The organism is Levilactobacillus muriae (genome assembly GCF_045862015.1).
Lineage (GTDB): Bacteria > Bacillota > Bacilli > Lactobacillales > Lactobacillaceae > Levilactobacillus > Levilactobacillus muriae.
The window spans coordinates 25,391-44,466 of sequence record NZ_BAAFRU010000019.1 but is presented as its reverse complement, the minus strand read 5'-3'; the positions used below and the strand labels follow the sequence as shown (position 1 = coordinate 44,466).

Here is a 19,076-nt window from a genome sequence, read left to right as displayed (position 1 = left end):
AAAAGCCTTACCTAATAATCTGACCAGATTATTAGGTAAGGCTCGATGATGCCAAATGACTAAATTTACTAACTCCAGTCCAAGCGTCCCAAGGGCTGAAGGCTATTTGAGTACTTTCAACCTTTAGGTCTACATCAGATGTATCAACATATTCAGTGTTCGTAATGCGATAATACGTTTTTTCAGTCGCCAAATTGATTAGAACTTGATTTGTATACCACGCTGACCCTTTTGCGATTCTACGCGTTGGTGCAATCGCGCCAGTTTCATCAAACAATGGCACAGTCTCCGTTAACTCAATTCCCTCACCAGTCGGTGCAGTCCCTGGAACCGCCACTTTAATACCATCAGTAGTATTATCTAGTGACGTCCAAGCCGTATTCCCACTCGCACCGGAATCAGCGTTAGCTATCGGTGGCGCACTCATCAGTCCCAAACCAATCACTAAACTTCCCAGTCCCAGTAACCATTTCAACCTTTTTCGTAATCCCATAAAACCGCCTCCGGTAGTAACCATGTTGGTCCTTACACTTTCCATCATAACACTATTTCAGAAAGCGGTTGCACACGTATTGTCCCTATACAAAACCTGGCAATTCAGAGATCGTCCGCTTGTTCACGTTAGCCTAACCTATATAGCCCTTTCCAAAGGGGGCGGAACAACTACTGACGTTTATCGTATTGGCCACAAACATATATTGCCATTATCTATTTTTCGCCTTATACTTTAGCTATCAAATAAATGTTCTAGGGGTATAAACTATGAAAGCTAAACTTTGGGCAATCCCGTTCCTGCTGTTTTCAACGGTTTTAATCACAGCCGTTAGCCAACCGGCTACGAATGTGAGTGCTGATACTGAAAATTCATCCACTACCACTGCGGATAGTTCCACAAATCAGGCAGTATTCACTGGCAATGTCGTTACTTTAGCACCTTATGATACGATAAAACTGAATGACTTTTTCATTGGTGGTACGGCTAAAGATCAATATCCCCTATATGACGCAACTACCGGCAAGCCATTTGATGGCGCTCTTGGAGGCGGCGACGCTGAATCAGGTATCAAACGTTCGATTGATAATATCCTAATTAATGCAGATAATGGGAATGTTTACTATGGTATTCATGCCCTCACTCATGCCGAAAATGACACATTCTACGTTCAATACGATTCAACCACGATGCGTCTTAATGGCTCTACTGATCCTGTTATCGTCACCTTAAATTTCCACGACTCAGCAACGGGGAAGATTATTCAAGCTCGCACAATTAAATCTGGAATTGGTGCAAGCGATCACTTATTTGATCCCGAGATTGCCGGTTTGTCCGGGCTGAGCATTAAAATCCCCGGCTACACGGCCAACCCTAATTCCACAACGTCTGAAGTCAACACAACTGATAACACAGCAACTATTAATTACTTTTACACCAGCGACAAAGATACCAGTACGCCAAGCAATCCGACGACCGGTACCAGCACCCCAGCCACGACAGCAAGCAGTGCGTCCGAAACAACATCCACCAGTGGCGACAAGGTTAATGCTACGACGAAACCAGTAGCCGCTAAGCACTCTGCCATCTACGCCACCAAGAAGATTGGGTTCTACAGTAACCCGACCTTCTCTAAAGCTACGCGCCTTCATTGGTACACGAAGCAAAGTCGCCCAAATCGGCCACAATTTGTCGTCACCGGCTATGCGCGCTCCAAGGCAGGTACCCTTCGTTACCACGTCCGGGCGGCTAACGGCAAGACGGGATACATCACAACTAAGAGCCAATACGTCAGCAACACCTACTACCAGTCTCAGCCGAAGTCCATCCGGGTTATCGGTAAGCACGGAATTAACGCCTACACCAAGGTGACCTTAAACGGTAAGGTCGTTCGCCACTATAAGCGTGGCACCACGCTGAAAATCAACCGGATTCAGAAACATAATCTGACAACGCGTTTGATCCTATCCAATGGGACTTACATCACTGGGAATAAGACACTGGTGATTCAGAAGTAAATTTAGTTAACTCATCGTTTTACGAAACAGCTGGCACCCGGGACAATTACGTCTCTGGTACCAGCTGTTTTTCGTATGGACCACGCCGTAGTGCCCCATCAACTCACGTTAAGTTCCCTACCAATTGTTGCTGACTAATCCGAGCTACCATCCAATCAATTTAACACGCTTAGCGATACACCTAGTCAATTGTCCCTGAATGAATTCAGAGGCTTGTCGCTCACGTGTCTTACGACACAGTAGTCCAATGAATATACATGAGTACCATTGCCTTTTTATCCTCTGTCACCTGCAAATAATCTAGATTATTTAAATACGCTAGTGTCTTGCTTATCTCAGATTGATTTTGAGAAAGCGCCATTTTCTTATGATGAAATAAATTTGTTATCCCATTCATATTTACTACTTCTCTTGACTCGCCAATACTTTGCTAACGTTTATTGTAGGCATGATATAGCTTGGGTATTCGTTTGACGTAGCTGTGAGCATCGTAATAATTGAACGAACATAAGGGTACAATATAGCCACTGCATTAACTCTAACTAATTGATCTAGTCCTGTCTCTGCTCCATCCTCCTTTGGCCGATAGTCAAAAGTGCCAATTACTGAACAGGTAACTTGAAAGGGTGATTTTTCATCCGCAATTGATCCAACCACTACGTTTAGTGTCACATATATTCTATTTTTATCCACGTTAATTTCCCTAGATATTTGGGGATTCATTACTATCTTCTCATCACTTATCTTATATTTTTCATTTCTTTGATAATCCATATTTTTGACCCTATAACTAGCAAACTCCAATACAGCCACTACGCAACATCTCCCAATTTGCTATTTTTATTAAACGATTTCACTTCTATGCGATGTGATTCGAATGACTCATATACAAAATCCCGAATATCAGTTTCATACAAAACATTTGCTAACCCATCTTCAATATTAGATGCCCATCCATCCGGCAAGCGTCCATTTTTTTCGTAATTATCTCTAGCTGCCTCAAATAAGTTTTCCTGATATTTTGCCTGTACTCTCTGATTGTTCTCAATCTGTGTAAGTGAAGATGACGCAATTCCAAGCGTATCTGCAAATTTTCTAACAGACATATGCAGATCTTCTCTTAGTTTTCGTATTTCATCCGGACGCATGTACCCCTTTACAACTCTATATGCCTTAAAAGCGCGATATGTGTTCTCCATCGGACAATCAAAATCCACCCATAATTCATTATCACTATCCCGCCAGTAATGATTTCTGACTAGCAAATCTTCTTCCTCTCTCACTTTAACTAATTCTAATTTCCATATTTCTGTATATTGTTCTGTCGTTTCCGTCTCAGCATTATAAAAAGTTTTTTTACTCATTTCCATCTCCACCTTCATCTTCACCGTTTAATCTATTGCTTATACGGAAAATTCATTGGAAAAGCAGCAATGTGCAACGAAATCCACATGACCATACCACTTGGTCTGTCCTGAATTTTTAGATAGCAAGGTTCTCCTTCAATTGTTAAACCAAATACCAGACATCCCCACGAACTGGATTGGCCCGATTGTCCGGGGAAGGCCCCGAAATATAATCCTGCCAGCTCAACTCATGATCGATAATATCAAAAGCCATGTCAGCAGAAATTGCTAATTCTGTCAAAGTCTGAAAGTTTTTGGCTCTCCTGCTAAGAACCCACCGATCGCGCCGAGCATGGATGTCTTTGATTATTCTTTTTATATCGTCAACACTTGCCAAAGCTTACACATCCAAACTAACTTGTCTTTTCTAGGGCTCATTATAGCATGCTTGTATCTCTAAAAATACATTTATACCTCAACATCCGATTCTTAAACTTATTATGTCTACTTTCATTATTCCAATTCATAATTAATAAGCATCCACAGCTAGAGCAACATACGCCAGTTGTGGATGCTTACCCGCTCAATTTCAATTCGCCCTCACACCACCGGTTTCACACCCCGCACGGCCCCTTTCACCGCGTTCCCCAGCCGGTGCATGCCGGCATCGATCACGTCTGGCGTCAAGCCGGTAAAGCATAGCCGCAAGCTATTATGCACGTCACGGTTCGGATAGAAGTTAGTGCCCGGCACGTAACTCACGTGAGCCTGCGGAATCACCGTATCTCGTAACAAGGCCGCCGCGTCGATTTCCTCCGGCAAGGTTACCCAGTCGAAGAAGCCCCCGGCCGGCTGCGTGTAGCTGACGTCATCCGGAAAGTAGGCCGCCAACGCCCGAACCATCGCCGCACATTGCTGACAGTAACTGGCCTTCAGTGCCGTAATGTGGGCATCCAAGTCATTAGCGTCCATATAGGCATCAATGGCCGCGTGCACCACGTTACTGGTCTCCAAGTCACTGGCTAGACGCACCCGCATAATCGCCGCCAACAGGTCATGATCGGCCACCAGCCACCCCGTTCGTAGCCCTGGCATCAGAATCTTCGACAGACTCGATACGAAGACCACACGACCCTCGGTATCAAAGCTTTTAATCGCTGGAAGTGGCGCGTGCACGTATCCCAAGTCCCGGTACGGCGAGTCCTCTAAAATGATGAAATTGTAGCGGTTCGCAAGGGCCACGAGCTGTTGTCGCTTGGCCACACTCATGGTAATGCCAGTTGGATTGTGATAGTCCGGCACGGTGTAGAGTAACTTGATCCCGGGGTGGCGTTTTAACGTCGCCTCTAGGACGTCGAGATCCAGCCCATCTGCTTGAAGCGGCACCGCGTGATAAGTTGGCTGATACAGGTCGAACGCTGCCAGTGCGCCTACGTAAGTCGGTACTTCCACGGCTACCTCATCGCCCACGTTCAGCAGGGCCTTGGCCACGAGTTCGATGGCTTGTTGCCCACCAACCGTCAAGACGACGTTGTCGGCGGTCGTCGTGACCTGGCCCCATTTGCCGATCCGGGCCGCTAACTTCGCCCGCAATGCTGGATTGCCCTGCGCCGTTTGGTACTGAAAGAGGTGGGCCCCGGCCTGTGCAATAGCCGTGTCAAACGCCGTCTGCATGGCCGCCACTGGGAAAAGGCTCTCGTTCGGGCTCCCGGCCGCAAAGAAAATCGCGCGCGGATCGTCGTCCTGCGGGAAGAGACCACTGAGTGCGGAGGGAACATCAGGATTAACGCGTTGTGCAAACAAGTCATTTAACATGGAGCTCACACCTTTCTGGGAATTCTTGGAAACTGATTTCGAACTGACTACATTCATGTGCAATTCGCCTTGCCAGATATCGTGACAATCGTCTGAGGCGTGGTGGCGGTCATTCAGAGCTACAGGGCGGCCTCTGAACTTGTTCAATACACATAACCGCCCGCTGACCGTTCAAGCAGGGCCGGTAACATCGCAGTCACGGTTACATCCAGCGCGCAATCCGATGTTGGGTCACCACCATGTCAGCCGCAGGGCTGGTGAAAATGGGGGTAGCCGTGGGAGTTGTCTTAGCGGCGGGTTATGCCGGTTAGACAACTGATGGCGGGGAGACTTGCTTCTCAGAGACTCCCCGCCAAGCCGGAAGACCGCCCTATGGCTTCCGGCGTCCGCCCACAGCGCCCTGCCCATTTTCACCAGTCCGGAGGCGCTGCCGACGTGCTCTGACCCAACAACTAATTGCCACCCCGAATTAACCCAACCACGAATTACCACTACCTGCTTGTCACGGAGTATGATAGAATACCGTTGACAGAAAAACTATTTCAACTATCTAGAAATAGCGTGAATGTAATTCATCTTAACCAATCGGAGGTGCCCACGATGCTACCATTTGCCTACCGCGTCTTTCAAACCATTGTCCAAGAGCGAACCTTTTACCGGGCCGCTCAAACGCTGAACGTGACGCCCTCAGCTATCAGTCACTCGGTCAACCAACTTGAAAAAGAGCTGGGCTTTCCACTATTCATCCGTAACCGGACCGGTGTCGAATTGACCCCCGACGGCCAAACCATTCTGCCCCTGATCCAAGCCATCATTAACGCCGAGGATCGTCTGCAACAAGCCGCCGCGAACATTAACGGTCTGAATGCCGGTTCCGTGCGCATGGGGGCCTTCTCCTCCGTGTGCATCAGCTGGCTGCCCCCTATTATTCGCCAGTTCAAGCAAGATTATCCGCAAATCGCCATTAACATTGAGCAAGCTGACTTTAGCAGTATCGCCTCATCGGTGAAGACCGGTCGGCTAGATCTCGGCTTGTCGGCCCTGCCCGTCGCGGAGAAGTTGACCGTCCTGCCACTGGTCAAGGACGAGATCTACTGCATCACACCCAGCGACTTCATCCCCGCCAACCGCACCACGGTGACGACCGCCGATCTCGCCGATCAGAATTTCATCCTCCAACGGGGCGACTACGATAAGGACACCAAGGCGGCGCTGGATCACTATCAGATTCGGCCCAACGCGCTACGATTCTCCATCGACGACCAGTCCATTCTCGCCATGGTCGAGGCCGGTATGGGCATGGGCATCTTGCCAGAGCTGGCGCTGGAACGGGTCAGCGGAAATGTTAACGTCTACCCGTTCGACACCAAGTTCTTCCGGACCATCTGCCTGGTGGTCAACTCGGAACAGGCCAAGGCCCCCTCAACCGCCAAGATGATTGCGGCCATTACCGCCTACGTCACGGCGAAGTATCCGGATAAGGTGTTGGTTCACCCACATGTGGGGTAATATGCTGGATTGGCCGGCTGCCAGGACGACCACTGCCGGAGCCGCCATTACCAGTGAGTTATATCTTACGGTTTTTTCAAGTCAGCCGATACCATCGCACTTGAGCTGTTCAAAGCAAAAGGTCGCCAGTCGAATCGCCATTAATTTGGCGACTTGACTGGCAACCTTTTAGTCAATTTTTTCCAAACTTTTTTTGCAAAGTGTCTGCCCGCTGTCCCAACATGGTCAGTTCCGCAACCAATTGATACACAGCCGTTCCGGGGTTTCGCTGATGATATGGCGTACTTGTCTGATAATATCCAGCCAATTTCTTTGCGAACCGGATAGCCCGTTGACGCTTCTCCGGTGTAAAAAGTTGAAGAATCCGCGCTGAGTTTTTTTCATACTTGTCTTGAATACCATTTGCCTGCATATGCTGCGTTAACTTCATCTTATATTCTTCACGGTCAATCGCTGCATTGAGAAATTCAAAGTGAAGGAGGTACCACAGTTCGAACGAATCATTACTCCACGCCGCATGCCATCCTAGTTGTTCGGCCGACTTAATCGCATTATCGAATTTGTCTAGCGGAATATCGTCCTTATCGAATACAATCCACACATGTTCAAACAAGTTGGGACTGAGTTGAATAACCTCTGCCACACGCGCAATCAGTGTCAAATTACTAACACCCGTCCCTTTAACAGTTAGACTGGGCACGGTTACTTCAATCCGATTAGCCAAACCGGCATATTTCTGCTTAAGTTCTTCTGCGAGACCTCTAAAGTAAAGAACCTCGGTTTGAATCCCCTCTGTCGCAATCAGATAGCTTCCCGGCAATGGCAATGACCGTTTGTGTTTCTGCTTTTTGCCAATTCGCTTAGACATTCGCATCCCCCAGACGTTTTAGGATCGGTGTTGCCCTGAATTTTCCAAGAATATAGTCTTTTCTATAACTCGCATCGTTACGCACCTTTTTGCCTTCGTCCAGTCGAATCGTATCCAACGAGTACAGGTCAGAACGTCCATTCTCATCCTTATTCACAAACCATACTTCGTCACGCCGGAAATTATCCTTGTCCAACGTAAACAGTTCTTGCGTAGTGAAAATTAACTGCGCGCCCTTAGGGTTAAGGGCCGGATCATGAAACATAATCAGAATGTAGCGGAGTAGTAACGGATGCAATTTAGCATCTAGCTCATCAATCAAGATGGTATTCCCCTGTTCTAAGGCTTGCTTCAGGTCCACGTAAAGCATCAACATTTTTCGTGTACCACTAGATTCCGCCGCAATCGGTGTTTGCATAAGTTTACCAGTTTGCGGATGCCGATGAAACGCGACTACCTGTTGGTGAGACTCGGTATCACTAGCCAAGTTATGATCATCACTCACTACGCCCAACCCCGCGATTCCAACATCGACAGCGCGGATGAACGTTTCAAACCGCGCCTTTTCCGTCTCATCTGTTAGCAAATCAATCAATGGACTCCGGGGGCGACGGGCCTGTAATCGCTGGTTCTTGTTGACCTCGCCTCGTGGGTCCCCGTAATCCAGGACCTGCACACTCCGAAACCAGGCCATGACTTCCTTAATCATCGACAAATTCAATCGAGCCAGTGCCGATAATAGGAGAGTCCCTGGTTCAATCAGTTTTTCTAACGTTTGAACTTCGGCTTGTGTCGTAATCTGCCCTGTAATTCCAGTTGTCGTTCGGTCAAAAATTTCCAGATACTGTTCACCAACGCGCTGTTTATCGCGTTGATACAGATATTCTGCTGTAATCGTCCCCTGCACACAGGAAAATCCATATTGATAGATATTAGTTGCCGTTGAGAAAAGGACACTGAATTCTGTGGGCATCGTCGGATCTTCAAACCAAAAAGGTTTCACCTTACGCAAAGCATCTTCATCGGAAAATGAAGCCAATACAACGTAAGACATTGTTTGAAACGCTTTAAGAACATTACTCTTTCCGGAAGCATTGGCCCCATAGAGTGCTGCTAACTTCAACACGGGTTCGTGCAGGACATCCATCACCACATCTACTGGCAGATCTTTGATGGCAGATGCCGTCAAATCTAGCGTTGCCTCGTCTTGAAAAGATTTAAAGTTTTTAAACGTAAATTGATGGAGCATCGTCATCACCTCTATGTGAAGAATACCTGATATAATAGTGATTTACAAGTAATTGAGACTTTTTCTCAAATATAATATTAATTGTGACTTAACGGTGATTTTTGAGCATGGCTGAACCCACTTTAATCTTATTATGTACCCTAGCCACCAACCACACCTCACAAGGAAGTGGCGGCCGCTGGGGTGTTGCGTTACAGGTGACTAACTACGGGTGGGACGGGCTAGACGGCGGGAACGGGCTGTGGTCCACCCAATAAGGCCGTCTTGGTCGTCTCGACAACTTCGGCACGTAAGGGTTCCGCGTACAGCTCGACATCTCCCTTGGCAAACAGCTTAGCGGCGGCGACTTGTCCCATCAACGCTTCGACCTCCGTTGGGGTGAGGTCGGCGTTGACGTACTTGAGGCGCAGGTGCTTGACGCGTTTGTCGGAACCTTTAAAACTCAATTCTAATGTCTTCATAGAGAGACTTCCTTTCTATTCTGCGAGAGGGACTTAGGCGACAGCACTTTGGCTGGACACGACGGCGTTACGGAACGGTAAGCCGGTCAAACCGGAGAGGACAGCGCCGAAATCTTCGACTTGCTTGGCGGCTGGCGCGTTGACTGCATTCTGTAGCACAATCTTAACGGGCTTGGCGTCGATGGCGCCGAAGATGAAGGTGATCGTTGTTTTCTTCCAATTCGTTTGCATGGGTGGTGCTCCTTCCGTGGTGCGAAATTTTATAAGTGGCTGGCCAACCCTTACACTTATTACTAATGTAAAAAATCGGAAATCAGTCTCACTTATTTTCAAATTATTCCAAAAAACTTTCTGGCGGGGCCAAATGATGGACCAGCCGACGCAGTAACGACCTGCGCCAGCGAAAGACAGTTGCCCGGCCAACGCCATGCTTGGTAGCAATCTCCTCCGGTGTGAGCTGGTCGATCAACGTACCGACCAAGAACCGCCACTCGCCAGTATTCCCGGCGCCACCAATCAACTTGATGAGATACGTTCGAAAGTCATTGAGGCCAATCGCATTCAAAATATCTTCATCACTAACCGCCTCCTCAATAATTGGCGTGTGGTCACCTGCCACCATGGGAATATCCTGACGGCGATTGTTTCGCAGCTGATTGCCCACGTGCCAAGTTATGGCTTGTTGGGTGAATGCCAGTAGCTGATGTGGCTGGCTCTCCGGATCACCGGGAAAGTCCGCGTAGGCCTGGGGAAAGTACAGCCGGGCCTCTTGCAAGTAATCTTCGTAGTCGTCCTGATCCGGTCGTAACCGAAGGCGTTTCAGGGCGGCGTAAATAATGGTCTCGTGATCGCCGGTGTACAAGAAGCGGTACGCGGCGGCATTATCAGTGGTCAATATGGATCATCCCTTCACTTGTGGTGATCCATAGCGCTATGGTCAGCCCCTACTTTACCGGAGTTCGGTAGCAGCGCCTAAGGCGGATTATTTCGCAAAACGGGTGAAAAATTTGGTCGATTTTTACACGATTTTTCCGAAAAATGATCAAAAGGCTGACAGACCGCGATCGGTGCTTTACCCCATTATTTCGGGAATCAGGGCGATTTTTTGATTTCGCAGGCAAAATAAATTTCGGAATTTGTTTCCTCACACTGATTATATTGTGGTATAAATAGTTATGTAATACGAATTTAGTGGGTCTAGCCGGTTTGGGACTGACACGACTGTTTTGGTTGAAAGCGTATTCATCAGCTGATAACGTTCACGACCGGTCGGCTGCCGAGGTCCCCAACCAGACTCACAATTTCAGGAGGAGATTTGTACATATGAAGAAAGCAGTTTTATTGACCACTGTCGCAGCGGCAGCCCTATTATTTGGCGGATCAACCACGCTGGCACAGGCCAAGACGTATAACCAAAAGGGTAACGCGCTGGCAAACTACAACGTCAAGAAGTATAAGACGGTCGCGAATAAGAATTTATTCGTGAAACGCTATACGTTTAAGACCAGCTACAGCGACATTTTCCAGACCAAACCAACCCGTATCACAACGACCAAGGGGAAGAAGGCCACTTTCAAGTCCAACGTCTTCCTACCAGTGACCTACAAGACATCCGCTGATTGGGGCAATCCTCAAGCCGAGGCGCTGTCTAAGGATGGCAACACGCTGTACGAACTGATCACGAAGAACGGCAGTAACCGTGGCTGGATCGTCAAATACAACCTGGGGAAGCTCCGCAGTAAATTTGGTGTCAGCAGCAGTCACATGGACGCCCTGCGTCGGGCTTCTTACGACCATTCCGTGGGTAAGATGACCAGTAAAGACAAGCAGATCATGAAATACGTCAAGGTCGGGCCAACCTTTAATACGGGTCATGGCCAATCACTGGCTATGAATCCGAAGAATGGCCAACTCTGGTTCGTCGGTAAGCCCGTTGCCGTTAACACCAACGTCCAGCGCGTCAGCACCAGCAGCTTGAAGCCCATCACCAAGATCAACTTTAAGCTGAAGAGTACCGTCACGATGGGCTCTAACCTGACATTTGATAAGAGTGGGAACGCCTACTTCTTCACTTACTCAAATGGTGGTTGGGCGCCTAAGGGAGCCGTTAAGATCTACAAGGGGAAGATTGGCAGCACCTCCGTCAAGTTCCACTTGGTCATGCAAGGGCTGCGCAACCGTCCTGGGACCAAGCCACAGTCAATGGCTTACAATGCCAAGCGTAACCGGCTATACTTCGTCTCCGACAGCAGTATCTCATCCGTCCCCGCTTCTAAGCTGGGCAAGCTCAAGGCTAGTCAAGTCGAAGGGTCTAATTTCAGCGGTAAGCGTGAGTTCGAAGGCATTCAATTTGCCAAAAATGGTGCCAGCTACTTATTAGTCAATAAGGGTGCCGAACTGATGCAGGCAACCAATAACAACTTCTAAATTCCCAAATTAAAAAGCCAGTGTCCCATGCGACGGTTAAGTCGTGAGACACTGGCTTTTGTGGGTCTTAGATAGTATTGGATTGTTGGGCGAGGTGGCAGACGACGTCGAGAAATTCATCGAGATCTTCAAAGACTTCGAAATCGTCAAAATAGGGGTCACGCTCTTGTACTGCCTTGAAATCGGAACGCGCCGTTCTTAACACGTGAACGCCATATAAGTAACCTGGAACCCTCGTTTGATCATTGAGAACCCTTTTATGCAAACGAACATCATCAGCATCCTTACTAGCATAATGATAGGCCACCAACTGGTCATCAAACTTAGCGATGGCTACAAAATGAACATATTCATATTCAAACATTCTGACTACCTACCTTCTGCGTTTTCCGCTCTTGAACATGGCGAACGTGCTCAAATTGATTTTGCTTTTCCCGACTTTTATCCCGAATTGGAAGTTCCCAAGGAAAATAGCGATTGTCACTTTGAAAATAACAGTGAGTTGCTCTGTAATTTCCATCACTTCTTGTATAGTATCTGGAAACGATCCGCTTCTCGGACAAACTTCTGAGTAATTCATTCAACTCTGATTGCTCATTTTCAATTTTCGGTAGAATAACCCGACTACCAAAGAAATTATTCAATACTTTAGACACGTACCGATGTCTTCCAATATTATAATTAATCTTAGAAAATACAGTTTCCCGCAATTTAACACGATAACGAAAATCATAACGCATCTCTAACTGGCTAAATACTTCCTTATCTAGCTGACTATCATCTCCCAAGGTCGCCACATAACTTGGAATAATGGTCTCAATAAACTGCCAATGTAAATTTTCCGAGTCCATTTTAATTCTCTTAATGTTTTTTAAGTTCCCTAGCTCCTCGAGATTTGAGTAAAACTCAGCATTAAAGGTATCATACACATCTTTGATCGTAATAGCCACTTCTTCAATTATCACAAGATTATCCATCAGCACCATCATTTCCGGAGTATTTAGGTTACGCTACCTAACTCCGTAAAATATGGCCGAATATTTTTATATTGCGCTACTTTGCCTTTTCTCCAGCATAAATACTGCTCAAACTTGTTCCACAATGTTATACTGAGCCCGAGACGGACCGGCACTTTGATCGGTTCCGCCTGGAATAACTACCATAACTCAATCTCCAACAAAGGGAACATCGACGCCTGCCCGGCGCTGACGTTCCCTTTGCTAACTTCTATTGGGAAACTTTGACTACAATAAAGCGAAAATAACACCAATCATCAATAAGACGGCTAGGCCAATGCCGGCCTCATACTTTCCCCGGCGCGGTGTGCGCTCCAGGCATAAGGTGAGGTGGGGTCCGTCGACTAATTTCATGATGGTTCTCCTTTCACGAGTCCAGAGTTACTGCCATCTGCCTAAATAGTGAAAGTCTGGATCACGACCGACCGTATAACAGGCAAATGCCTTGGTCAATTCGTTGTGAAATGTGACCAGGATTGCGGGGGTGGCCCATGTCGATGCCGCCCAGAAGACAGTGTCGTCGGGTTCCCGCGGATCATTGGGATACCGATAATAGCCCTGCTGCTCATCCCAAATCGTCCCTTGCGTATTCAACCAATCCTCGGCAAGCCCCGCTTGCACCACCGCCATGACATCGTGATTATCACGAATCAGGGCCGCCAACGTTGCCCAGTCCAATTGCCAGTCATGTTGTTTCGGCAACTGCGCACGGGTTCCCAGCGGCGTGTGACGGAGCGCAATCGGTGTTAAATCAATAAAGTCCATGATTGCGACCTCCTAGCTTCTACCCTTATCATAACGCATCGCTAGGTAATTGGCCGGTAACGGGGTTGGGTGATCCCAACCCTACAGGAGTTTGTCGAAAATAGCGATCTTTATCGTACCCATCGGCTTACTGAGTAATGCCCTGTGCAATCCAGTCGGTTGTTCATCCAGCTTCACAATCGTTAGAATCAAACGGACCTCAGATAATCAGTTATCTGGGGTCCATTTTTCACTGCCTATCATACATGAAAGCGCTTAAAAATGCGACACTTATCACATAGATACATTAAGTCGGTTAACCATCAGCCTATCTTTCTCATTAGCTAGCTGCCGTGAGGTTCAACCTATCTGTCATGCCCACGCCACCCAACGAATTTCAGCTAAAGCTAAATAACGGAACCGGTCACTCGCCAATTGCAACACAATTTGGTCTTCGTTGACCCCAGCAACGATACCATCCACCGTCGTTAAAACCTGATCATCATCCAAAATATTTAATTGCAGGTGAACCGGCTGTTGCGCGTGCCACGCTGCCGCCAACTCACGGCTGATCTCCGGCAGCGGTTGTTGCGGGCGGGCCTGTTCGACCTGCTCCGCAGCGTGCATTTTAGCCAATGCACTGGTATGGTCGGACAGGTAAAAACCGCCCCACTTCAGCATCCCCCGGTCGTGATAGTCCCGGTGGAAAAATTCAGTTGCTAACTTATCATCAGGGGCCTGGTGTAAGATCATGACCCATCACTTCCTAGTGCACCCAGTGCTGGCTCTCCGGCCAACGCACGTGCCCAAAGTTAATAAAGTTCAGGGACAACTGGGTCTGCGCCTTGAGTGCCCCAATAACTTGTTCCAAAGTTGCGAGATCGGTCGTTTGCAGCGTGTGTAGCGGAATTGACCGTTCTCGGTGTCCCTTACGCTGAATGTCTATGAAAAAATTGGTCGTCTGTGCATACTGGTCATGAACAACATCAATACGATACCGACAGTGCCATTGCGCCGCAAACAGCTTGTCTGCTCGCGCATAGATCAGGTTGGCTTCCTTCTGCACATCAATCAAAGCTATTTCCTCCGTTATGACCCCCAACCAGCGCCGCGCGCCGGAGCATCGTTCCCCCAGGCATCAAGCTACTAGCTGGAATAACCGCGGTCTTGCCGAACCTATCCCGAAGTTCGTCAATGACCCGGTCGAAACGCTCATCCTTAATTTGACGATGTGGGTCCTGAAAAATATCGAGTTGCAACCCACGACTCGTATTTAGCCGCGATAGGCCCACACCGATGTTGCGAATAGATTGGCCCTCCCAATGTTGGCGAAACAACCGTAATAATGTAGCGATAATCGTCTGCGCGTTATCGGATGGATCAATGCGACAACTGTGATGGAAACCGCTCCGTCCATCATCCGCCTCACCCGCACGGGCAAACCCAATAGACAAGCTGACGCAACCGGCCTGCTGCCGGTGGTGGCGCATCCGCGAAGTCGTCTGCTGGCCGATCTCCCGGATCACCAGCTCAATCTCCTGCTGCACCTTGTAATCACGTGGCAAAACTTGCGAGTTACTCCAGCTCTTTTCCTTAGCTGGTCGAAGCTCGTGTAGGTGACTGCGGTCAATTCCCCAGGCCAATGCAAACAACTGAGCACCAATCATCCCCATTTCCGCGCGTAACTCATAAGGATTGACCATGGCCAAGTCATGCATGCTATGAATCCCCAGATGTTGCAGATGGGCCGCCGTGCGATGACCAATGCTCCAGACCTTCTCGAGGTCGGTGATTGGCCATATTTTCTGCGGAAAGGTCTCGTAAGTCAGCCGACCAATCAGTTCGTGGTCGTGTTTGGCCTGCAGGTCAAGGGCCAGCTTGGCCTGTACCGGATTCTCACCAATCCCTACAGTCGTGTAGAGTCCCAGCTCCCGGCGAATGCGAAGTTGAATCCGCCGTGCCACGATCTCGGGGGTCGGTCCAAACAACCGCCAGGACTTGGTCATATCCAGGATAGATTCATCAATCGAGTATGGAAAGAGGTCGTTATCGGCCACATACTCCCGGAAAATTTTATTGATTTTCAAATTCTCCTGAATATACAGGTTCATCCGTGGCGGCACGACCAGAATTCGGGGGTCATCGGGCACCTCATATTGGCGTGAAACGTTGCTGATGCCGAAGAGTTTCTTAGCCATAGGCGAAGCAGCCAACACCAAGCCACTTCCCGTATTGTCGGCCTCAGACATCACCACAATCACCGAACGCAATGGATTCAGTCCTCGCGCAGCGCTCTCGACACTGGCATAGAAGGACTTATTGTCAATCATAAAAAACAAGCCATGTGGTTCATTCTGATAATCCATCACCGCAACCCCCTCTGCTGATGTTTTTATTATACGAACATTTGTTCGGCAATGCAAGCTTGATTTTAAAAAAATTAAGTCTTCTACCTAAGGGTTGAAAGATCTAAAATACCCATTATGATTGTTGCAACAACGATAGTGATCCTAACATTAGGTAGCGTCGTCTAAACCAGCCGACTTACCGTTCGCTAAATTCAGGCTGGAACGCTGTGGGCAGGACGCTGTCAGCCTGAGAAGCGATAAGGGGAATTTTCTGATAGTCGATGCCTATTCTAATTGTCCAACTTCAAAACCAATCTCACTATTTTCCGGTATACTTAGTGTACGGTTTAAACGCAAAAATGTGTTATTTAGTAAACTAGTTCACCTAACAAATCGCCATCTACCAACATTAGTTATGTCAATTAACCCCTTATATGACAAATTAATAAAGTTCGCCATTTAGGTAGCTTTTCTTAAATATCCGTGTTATTATGTACTTGTGAAGTTAGCCCTAGTCAACTAGCTTCCTCAACTTTAAATGCGAAATCAGCCTTACCGTCACTTAAACGCGGTTAGACTGATTTTGTTTTTTATGGCTAAATTTATGTCTTTTGACGATGTTACATCATCAATAAATCGTTACAAACCGGTCGGAAGCGTTTTCACAAGCCACTGACTGGCCACATTAAACTATTAAATAAGCTGCTGACGCAGGTGGGTGTTCCCTCGCTGTGTCAGCAGCTTTTGTGATTCTTCGATATTAGACTTTTAATAGCTCTACACTGCCGCAAAAGCCATCCGCATGGCTGTGGTATCCGCTTCTGGGTCGCTACTCTGCGTCAACAACGTAATCACTGCAACCCCGGCCGCACCAGTACCCGCGATGGCCGGTAAGCTTGCCACCGTCACACCGCCAATCGCGACGATGGGTACGGTCGCCTGTTCAACGAGTGCCTTCAAACCACTCACGCCCATGACGGGATCAGCATCGTCCTTAGACGTTGTCGGGTAGATTGGGCCACTTCCAATGTAGGAAATACCCTTGATCTGATTTGCCTTGGCCACCTGTTCCGCAGTGTTGCAGGACAAGCCCACGAACATATCGCGATCAGCGACCACGTTAAGGACCTTTGTGATCTTTTCGTCACTCTGACCGACGTGAATGCCATCAGCCTGTAGCAACACTGCCAAGTCCACATCGTCATCCACGATAAACGGCACACTGGCCTCGTGACACTGATCGCGCAAATCGCTGCCCAATGTCACCCGCTGTTCGGGTGTTAATTGGCTAGTGCCCTTGTCTCTGAACTGAAACGCGGTAATACCGGCCTTTAACATGGTCGCCAATACATCTCGCAAGTCCTGACCGGGAACATCTTGGCTCCCCGCTACAAAGTATGCCCGTAATAGACCGGGCTCAAAAGTTACTGACATTAGTGCGCACCTCCCTGGCCGTAAGCCCAATGATTCAGCGGGCCGTGGCCGTTTCCAACTGCAATGGGATTGGCAATGGCTGCCGTCACGTAGTCCTTACCAATGCGAATGGCCGACTCGAAGTCCTGGCCCTTCGCCAATTCTGCTGTGATACATGATGATAACGTATCCCCCGTGCCATGAGTTCGCACGGTGTCAACGCGCGGTGCCGACAGCCAGAATGACCGGCCGTCCGCTAACAAGACAAAGTCGCTGGCCTTGTCCGGCGTCGCCTCGTGACCCCCTTTGATGATCACGTTCTTGGCGCCCAAGTCCTGTAAGACGACTGCAGCCGACTCCATGTCCTTGGCATCGGTGATCGTAACGTTAGTCAGTCGCTCAGCCTCAGGTAAATTAGGGGTTAACACGTCAGCCAACGGGACCAATTCATCCCGCACCGTTGCCACGGCATCGTCAGCCAGCAACGCAGCCCCACCCTTGGCAATCATTACCGGATCCACTGTAAGTGGGCCAAAATCAACTTTCTTCAAATTCTCTACCACACCGTGGACGTGTTCCGCATCCGCTAGCATCCCCGTCTTGCAAGCCCGAATTTTAAAATCAGCTGCCAACGAGGCAAATTGTTCATCGACCAGTTTCTGTGGTAAGGCCATGAAGTCCTGAACGCCCAACGTGTTCTGCGCGGTGACTGCGACAACCACCGCCGTCCCAAAGACATTACGTTCCTGCATCGTCTTCAAGTCGGCCATGACCCCGGCGCCGCCACCGCTATCAGTCCCCGCGATCGTTAACGTTTGTGGAAATTCATTTGCCATCCTTACTCATCCCTTCTCTACTGATAGACCGCGATTGCATTGATCTGAGCAGTCGTCGTCAATTGTAAGCCGTCCATTAACTGGACGCTGAAGCTGCCAGCACCGAGGTTCGGCGTGGCCTGCGCCACCCGTTCACCGATTGCCGCAAAGACCAGACAAGCTGTCTGGGCCGCTTCAAAATAATCCGTTTCAACGGCGCAAAATGCCGCCACGATACTTGATAACATGTCACCCGACCCAACGTGGACCTGGAATAGCGGTGTGCCATTCATCACCTTGACGACTCGGGTGCCATCAGTGATGACATCAGTCGGTCCGGATAAGATAACAACACAGTTTAATTTTTGGGCACACGCCTGGGCAATCGCAACTAGGTCGCCGGTCCCCTCACCGGCATCGATGCCCTTCGCTTGCCAATCCACATCGGCCAATGCCGCAATTTCGCCAGCATTTCCGCGGATCACATCCGGGTGAAAATGGGTTAGGAGGTCGGTCGCAACCGTCTTACGGTAGGCCACTGCCCCAACAGCCACGGGATCGATCACTAGCGGCTTATGTTGCTGGTTAGCGACCTCGCCGACCTTGCGAATCTGGACAACCTGCGTCTGGGTAAATGCGCCCAGGTTGAGGCACACGGCGCTGGATAAGCCGACCATTTCCTCGGCCTCAGCGACTTCCTCGGACATGATGGGTGACGCACCCAACGCGTTGAGCCCATTTGCCACATCCTGGACCGTGACAAAGTTGGAGATGTTAAAGACGATTGGGTTCTGGTGGCGCAAGGTATCTAACAAGTCTACTTTCATTTTTCTTCCCCCTTAGGAATATCCGATGCATTCGCTCAGTCTGTTTTAGGGTAGAGCACCAACCTCGCCTTACCGGGCGGTCAAAATAGACTGGTTCGCGGTGGGCGGACGCCCGGAGCCACAGAGCGGTCTCCGAGCTTGGATTTAAGCCGCTGAGAATCGCGTCTCAAATCCACCAATATTCTAAGTGGTAAACCACTAAGAATATTCCCACAGCTGAGTCTATTT

General features: G+C 48.7%; 23 protein-coding genes. 3 read left to right on the top strand and 20 right to left on the bottom strand.

The genetic code is table 11. The features are described from left to right. Window positions 1-31: 31 nt before the first annotated feature. Entirely contained in the window at window positions 32-493 is a 462-nt protein-coding gene (locus ACKTSF_RS11940) for a hypothetical protein (RefSeq protein WP_407889723.1), read from the bottom strand. A gap of 269 nt (window positions 494-762) precedes the next feature. Between ACKTSF_RS11940 and ACKTSF_RS11935 the strand changes: the two genes are divergently transcribed. After that, window positions 763-2,010 carry a DUF5776 domain-containing protein gene (locus tag ACKTSF_RS11935; RefSeq protein ID WP_407889721.1) on the top strand — a complete coding sequence of 416 codons (1,248 nt, stop codon included), beginning with the start codon at window positions 763-765 and terminating at the stop codon, window positions 2,008-2,010. Window positions 2,011-2,412: 402 nt separating this feature from the next. Here ACKTSF_RS11935 and ACKTSF_RS11930 read toward each other — a convergent pair whose 3' ends face one another. The 4 genes from ACKTSF_RS11930 to ACKTSF_RS11915 form a co-directional block, all read right to left on the bottom strand. After that, a complete protein-coding gene (locus ACKTSF_RS11930) occupies window positions 2,413-2,823 on the bottom strand; it encodes a protein-export chaperone SecB (protein ID WP_407889719.1) in 411 nt (136 codons plus the stop codon). Next, window positions 2,823-3,374, bottom strand: coding sequence for a helix-turn-helix domain-containing protein (locus ACKTSF_RS11925; RefSeq protein WP_407889717.1), 552 nt, complete (start codon window positions 3,372-3,374; stop codon window positions 2,823-2,825). The genes ACKTSF_RS11930 and ACKTSF_RS11925 overlap by 1 nt, the downstream gene beginning before the upstream one ends. 145 nt (window positions 3,375-3,519) lie before the next feature. After that, on the bottom strand, window positions 3,520-3,657 hold the full coding sequence (locus tag ACKTSF_RS11920) for a hypothetical protein (protein ID WP_407889715.1): 138 nt from the start codon (window positions 3,655-3,657) through the stop codon (window positions 3,520-3,522). A 299-nt stretch (window positions 3,658-3,956) separates the two neighbouring features. Next, window positions 3,957-5,171: an aminotransferase-like domain-containing protein gene (locus ACKTSF_RS11915; protein ID WP_407889713.1), complete on the bottom strand. Its 1,215-nt coding sequence runs from the start codon at window positions 5,169-5,171 to the stop codon at window positions 3,957-3,959. 600 nt (window positions 5,172-5,771) lie between these two features. Between ACKTSF_RS11915 and ACKTSF_RS11910 the strand changes: the two genes are divergently transcribed. After that, window positions 5,772-6,680, top strand: coding sequence for a LysR family transcriptional regulator (locus tag ACKTSF_RS11910; protein ID WP_407889711.1), 909 nt, complete (start codon window positions 5,772-5,774; stop codon window positions 6,678-6,680). A gap of 172 nt (window positions 6,681-6,852) precedes the next feature. Here the strand turns inward: ACKTSF_RS11910 and ACKTSF_RS11905 are convergent, their stop codons facing one another. The 5 genes from ACKTSF_RS11905 to ACKTSF_RS11885 form a co-directional block, all read right to left on the bottom strand. After that, a complete protein-coding gene (locus tag ACKTSF_RS11905; RefSeq protein ID WP_407889709.1) occupies window positions 6,853-7,548 on the bottom strand; it encodes an RloB family protein in 696 nt (231 codons plus the stop codon). After that, a complete protein-coding gene (locus tag ACKTSF_RS11900; protein WP_407889707.1) occupies window positions 7,541-8,797 on the bottom strand; it encodes an AAA family ATPase in 1,257 nt (418 codons plus the stop codon). Before ACKTSF_RS11900 ends, ACKTSF_RS11905 begins: the two co-directional genes overlap by 8 nt. Before the next feature lie 221 nt (window positions 8,798-9,018). Then, on the bottom strand, window positions 9,019-9,258 hold the full coding sequence (locus ACKTSF_RS11895) for a DUF2922 domain-containing protein (RefSeq protein ID WP_407889706.1): 240 nt from the start codon (window positions 9,256-9,258) through the stop codon (window positions 9,019-9,021). 33 nt (window positions 9,259-9,291) lie between these two features. Beyond that, the gene (locus ACKTSF_RS11890) at window positions 9,292-9,489 is read right to left on the bottom strand and encodes a hypothetical protein (protein ID WP_407889704.1); all 198 of its coding nucleotides are present in this window, start codon (window positions 9,487-9,489) and stop codon (window positions 9,292-9,294) included. 103 nt (window positions 9,490-9,592) lie between these two features. Next, window positions 9,593-10,153, bottom strand: a complete 561-nt coding sequence (locus ACKTSF_RS11885) for a sigma-70 RNA polymerase sigma factor region 4 domain-containing protein (RefSeq protein WP_407889702.1) — start codon at window positions 10,151-10,153, stop codon at window positions 9,593-9,595. Window positions 10,154-10,581: 428 nt separating this feature from the next. Between ACKTSF_RS11885 and ACKTSF_RS11880 the strand changes: the two genes are divergently transcribed. Then, on the top strand, window positions 10,582-11,685 hold the full coding sequence (locus ACKTSF_RS11880; protein ID WP_407889700.1) for a hypothetical protein: 1,104 nt from the start codon (window positions 10,582-10,584) through the stop codon (window positions 11,683-11,685). A gap of 67 nt (window positions 11,686-11,752) precedes the next feature. On the opposite strand, the gene ACKTSF_RS11875 is transcribed toward ACKTSF_RS11880, so the two are convergent. The 10 genes from ACKTSF_RS11875 to thiM all read right to left on the bottom strand — a co-directional run bounded on the left by ACKTSF_RS11875 (window position 11,753) and on the right by thiM (window position 18,848). Continuing rightward, the gene (locus tag ACKTSF_RS11875) at window positions 11,753-12,049 is read right to left on the bottom strand and encodes a hypothetical protein (protein ID WP_407889698.1); all 297 of its coding nucleotides are present in this window, start codon (window positions 12,047-12,049) and stop codon (window positions 11,753-11,755) included. Beyond that, window positions 12,042-12,662 carry a hypothetical protein gene (locus tag ACKTSF_RS11870; RefSeq protein ID WP_407889696.1) on the bottom strand — a complete coding sequence of 207 codons (621 nt, stop codon included), beginning with the start codon at window positions 12,660-12,662 and terminating at the stop codon, window positions 12,042-12,044. Before ACKTSF_RS11870 ends, ACKTSF_RS11875 begins: the two co-directional genes overlap by 8 nt. A 267-nt stretch (window positions 12,663-12,929) precedes the next feature. Further along, complete coding sequence (locus tag ACKTSF_RS11865) at window positions 12,930-13,055, bottom strand: hypothetical protein (protein WP_407889694.1); 126 nt, start codon at window positions 13,053-13,055, stop codon at window positions 12,930-12,932. A gap of 27 nt (window positions 13,056-13,082) precedes the next feature. After that, the gene (locus ACKTSF_RS11860; RefSeq protein WP_407889692.1) at window positions 13,083-13,466 is read right to left on the bottom strand and encodes a hypothetical protein; all 384 of its coding nucleotides are present in this window, start codon (window positions 13,464-13,466) and stop codon (window positions 13,083-13,085) included. Window positions 13,467-13,817: 351 nt separating this feature from the next. Further along, window positions 13,818-14,198 (bottom strand): hypothetical protein, encoded by a 381-nt coding sequence (locus tag ACKTSF_RS11855; RefSeq protein WP_407889690.1) that lies wholly within the window; start codon window positions 14,196-14,198, stop codon window positions 13,818-13,820. 13 nt (window positions 14,199-14,211) lie between these two features. Further along, entirely contained in the window at window positions 14,212-14,511 is a 300-nt protein-coding gene (locus ACKTSF_RS11850; protein ID WP_407889725.1) for a hypothetical protein, read from the bottom strand. A 1-nt stretch (window position 14,512) separates the two neighbouring features. Beyond that, window positions 14,513-15,811 carry a Y-family DNA polymerase gene (locus ACKTSF_RS11845; protein ID WP_407889688.1) on the bottom strand — a complete coding sequence of 433 codons (1,299 nt, stop codon included), beginning with the start codon at window positions 15,809-15,811 and terminating at the stop codon, window positions 14,513-14,515. A gap of 759 nt (window positions 15,812-16,570) precedes the next feature. Then, window positions 16,571-17,227, bottom strand: a complete 657-nt coding sequence (gene thiE / locus ACKTSF_RS11840; RefSeq protein WP_407889686.1) for a thiamine phosphate synthase — start codon at window positions 17,225-17,227, stop codon at window positions 16,571-16,573. Further along, complete coding sequence (gene thiD / locus ACKTSF_RS11835) at window positions 17,227-18,042, bottom strand: bifunctional hydroxymethylpyrimidine kinase/phosphomethylpyrimidine kinase (protein ID WP_407889684.1); 816 nt, start codon at window positions 18,040-18,042, stop codon at window positions 17,227-17,229. Before thiD ends, thiE begins: the two co-directional genes overlap by 1 nt. A gap of 17 nt (window positions 18,043-18,059) precedes the next feature. Next, window positions 18,060-18,848, bottom strand: a complete 789-nt coding sequence (gene thiM / locus ACKTSF_RS11830; protein WP_407889682.1) for a hydroxyethylthiazole kinase — start codon at window positions 18,846-18,848, stop codon at window positions 18,060-18,062. Between the last annotated feature and the right edge of the window lie 228 nt (window positions 18,849-19,076).

Excerpts from the sequence above, each read along its gene's own strand:
- thiE (WP_407889686.1), bottom strand. The coding sequence starts at position 17,227 with ATGTCAGTAACTTTTGAGCCCGGTCTATTACGGGCATACTTTGTAGCG.
- thiM (WP_407889682.1), bottom strand. The coding sequence starts at position 18,848 with ATGAAAGTAGACTTGTTAGATACCTTGCGCCACCAGAACCCAATCGTC.
- ACKTSF_RS11940 (WP_407889723.1), bottom strand. The coding sequence starts at position 493 with ATGGGATTACGAAAAAGGTTGAAATGGTTACTGGGACTGGGAAGTTTA.
- ACKTSF_RS11925 (WP_407889717.1), bottom strand. The coding sequence starts at position 3,374 with ATGAGTAAAAAAACTTTTTATAATGCTGAGACGGAAACGACAGAACAA.
- ACKTSF_RS11860 (WP_407889692.1), bottom strand. The coding sequence starts at position 13,466 with ATGGACTTTATTGATTTAACACCGATTGCGCTCCGTCACACGCCGCTG.
- ACKTSF_RS11890 (WP_407889704.1), bottom strand. The coding sequence starts at position 9,489 with ATGCAAACGAATTGGAAGAAAACAACGATCACCTTCATCTTCGGCGCC.
- ACKTSF_RS11865 (WP_407889694.1), bottom strand. The coding sequence starts at position 13,055 with ATGAAATTAGTCGACGGACCCCACCTCACCTTATGCCTGGAGCGCACA.
- ACKTSF_RS11845 (WP_407889688.1), bottom strand. The coding sequence starts at position 15,811 with ATGGATTATCAGAATGAACCACATGGCTTGTTTTTTATGATTGACAAT.
- ACKTSF_RS11915 (WP_407889713.1), bottom strand. The coding sequence starts at position 5,171 with ATGTTAAATGACTTGTTTGCACAACGCGTTAATCCTGATGTTCCCTCC.
- thiD (WP_407889684.1), bottom strand. The coding sequence starts at position 18,042 with ATGGCAAATGAATTTCCACAAACGTTAACGATCGCGGGGACTGATAGC.
- ACKTSF_RS11870 (WP_407889696.1), bottom strand. The coding sequence starts at position 12,662 with ATGGATAATCTTGTGATAATTGAAGAAGTGGCTATTACGATCAAAGAT.
- ACKTSF_RS11910 (WP_407889711.1), top strand. The coding sequence starts at position 5,772 with ATGCTACCATTTGCCTACCGCGTCTTTCAAACCATTGTCCAAGAGCGA.
- ACKTSF_RS11895 (WP_407889706.1), bottom strand. The coding sequence starts at position 9,258 with ATGAAGACATTAGAATTGAGTTTTAAAGGTTCCGACAAACGCGTCAAG.
- ACKTSF_RS11905 (WP_407889709.1), bottom strand. The coding sequence starts at position 7,548 with ATGTCTAAGCGAATTGGCAAAAAGCAGAAACACAAACGGTCATTGCCA.
- ACKTSF_RS11855 (WP_407889690.1), bottom strand. The coding sequence starts at position 14,198 with ATGATCTTACACCAGGCCCCTGATGATAAGTTAGCAACTGAATTTTTC.
- ACKTSF_RS11900 (WP_407889707.1), bottom strand. The coding sequence starts at position 8,797 with ATGCTCCATCAATTTACGTTTAAAAACTTTAAATCTTTTCAAGACGAG.
- ACKTSF_RS11935 (WP_407889721.1), top strand. The coding sequence starts at position 763 with ATGAAAGCTAAACTTTGGGCAATCCCGTTCCTGCTGTTTTCAACGGTT.
- ACKTSF_RS11875 (WP_407889698.1), bottom strand. The coding sequence starts at position 12,049 with ATGTTTGAATATGAATATGTTCATTTTGTAGCCATCGCTAAGTTTGAT.
- ACKTSF_RS11880 (WP_407889700.1), top strand. The coding sequence starts at position 10,582 with ATGAAGAAAGCAGTTTTATTGACCACTGTCGCAGCGGCAGCCCTATTA.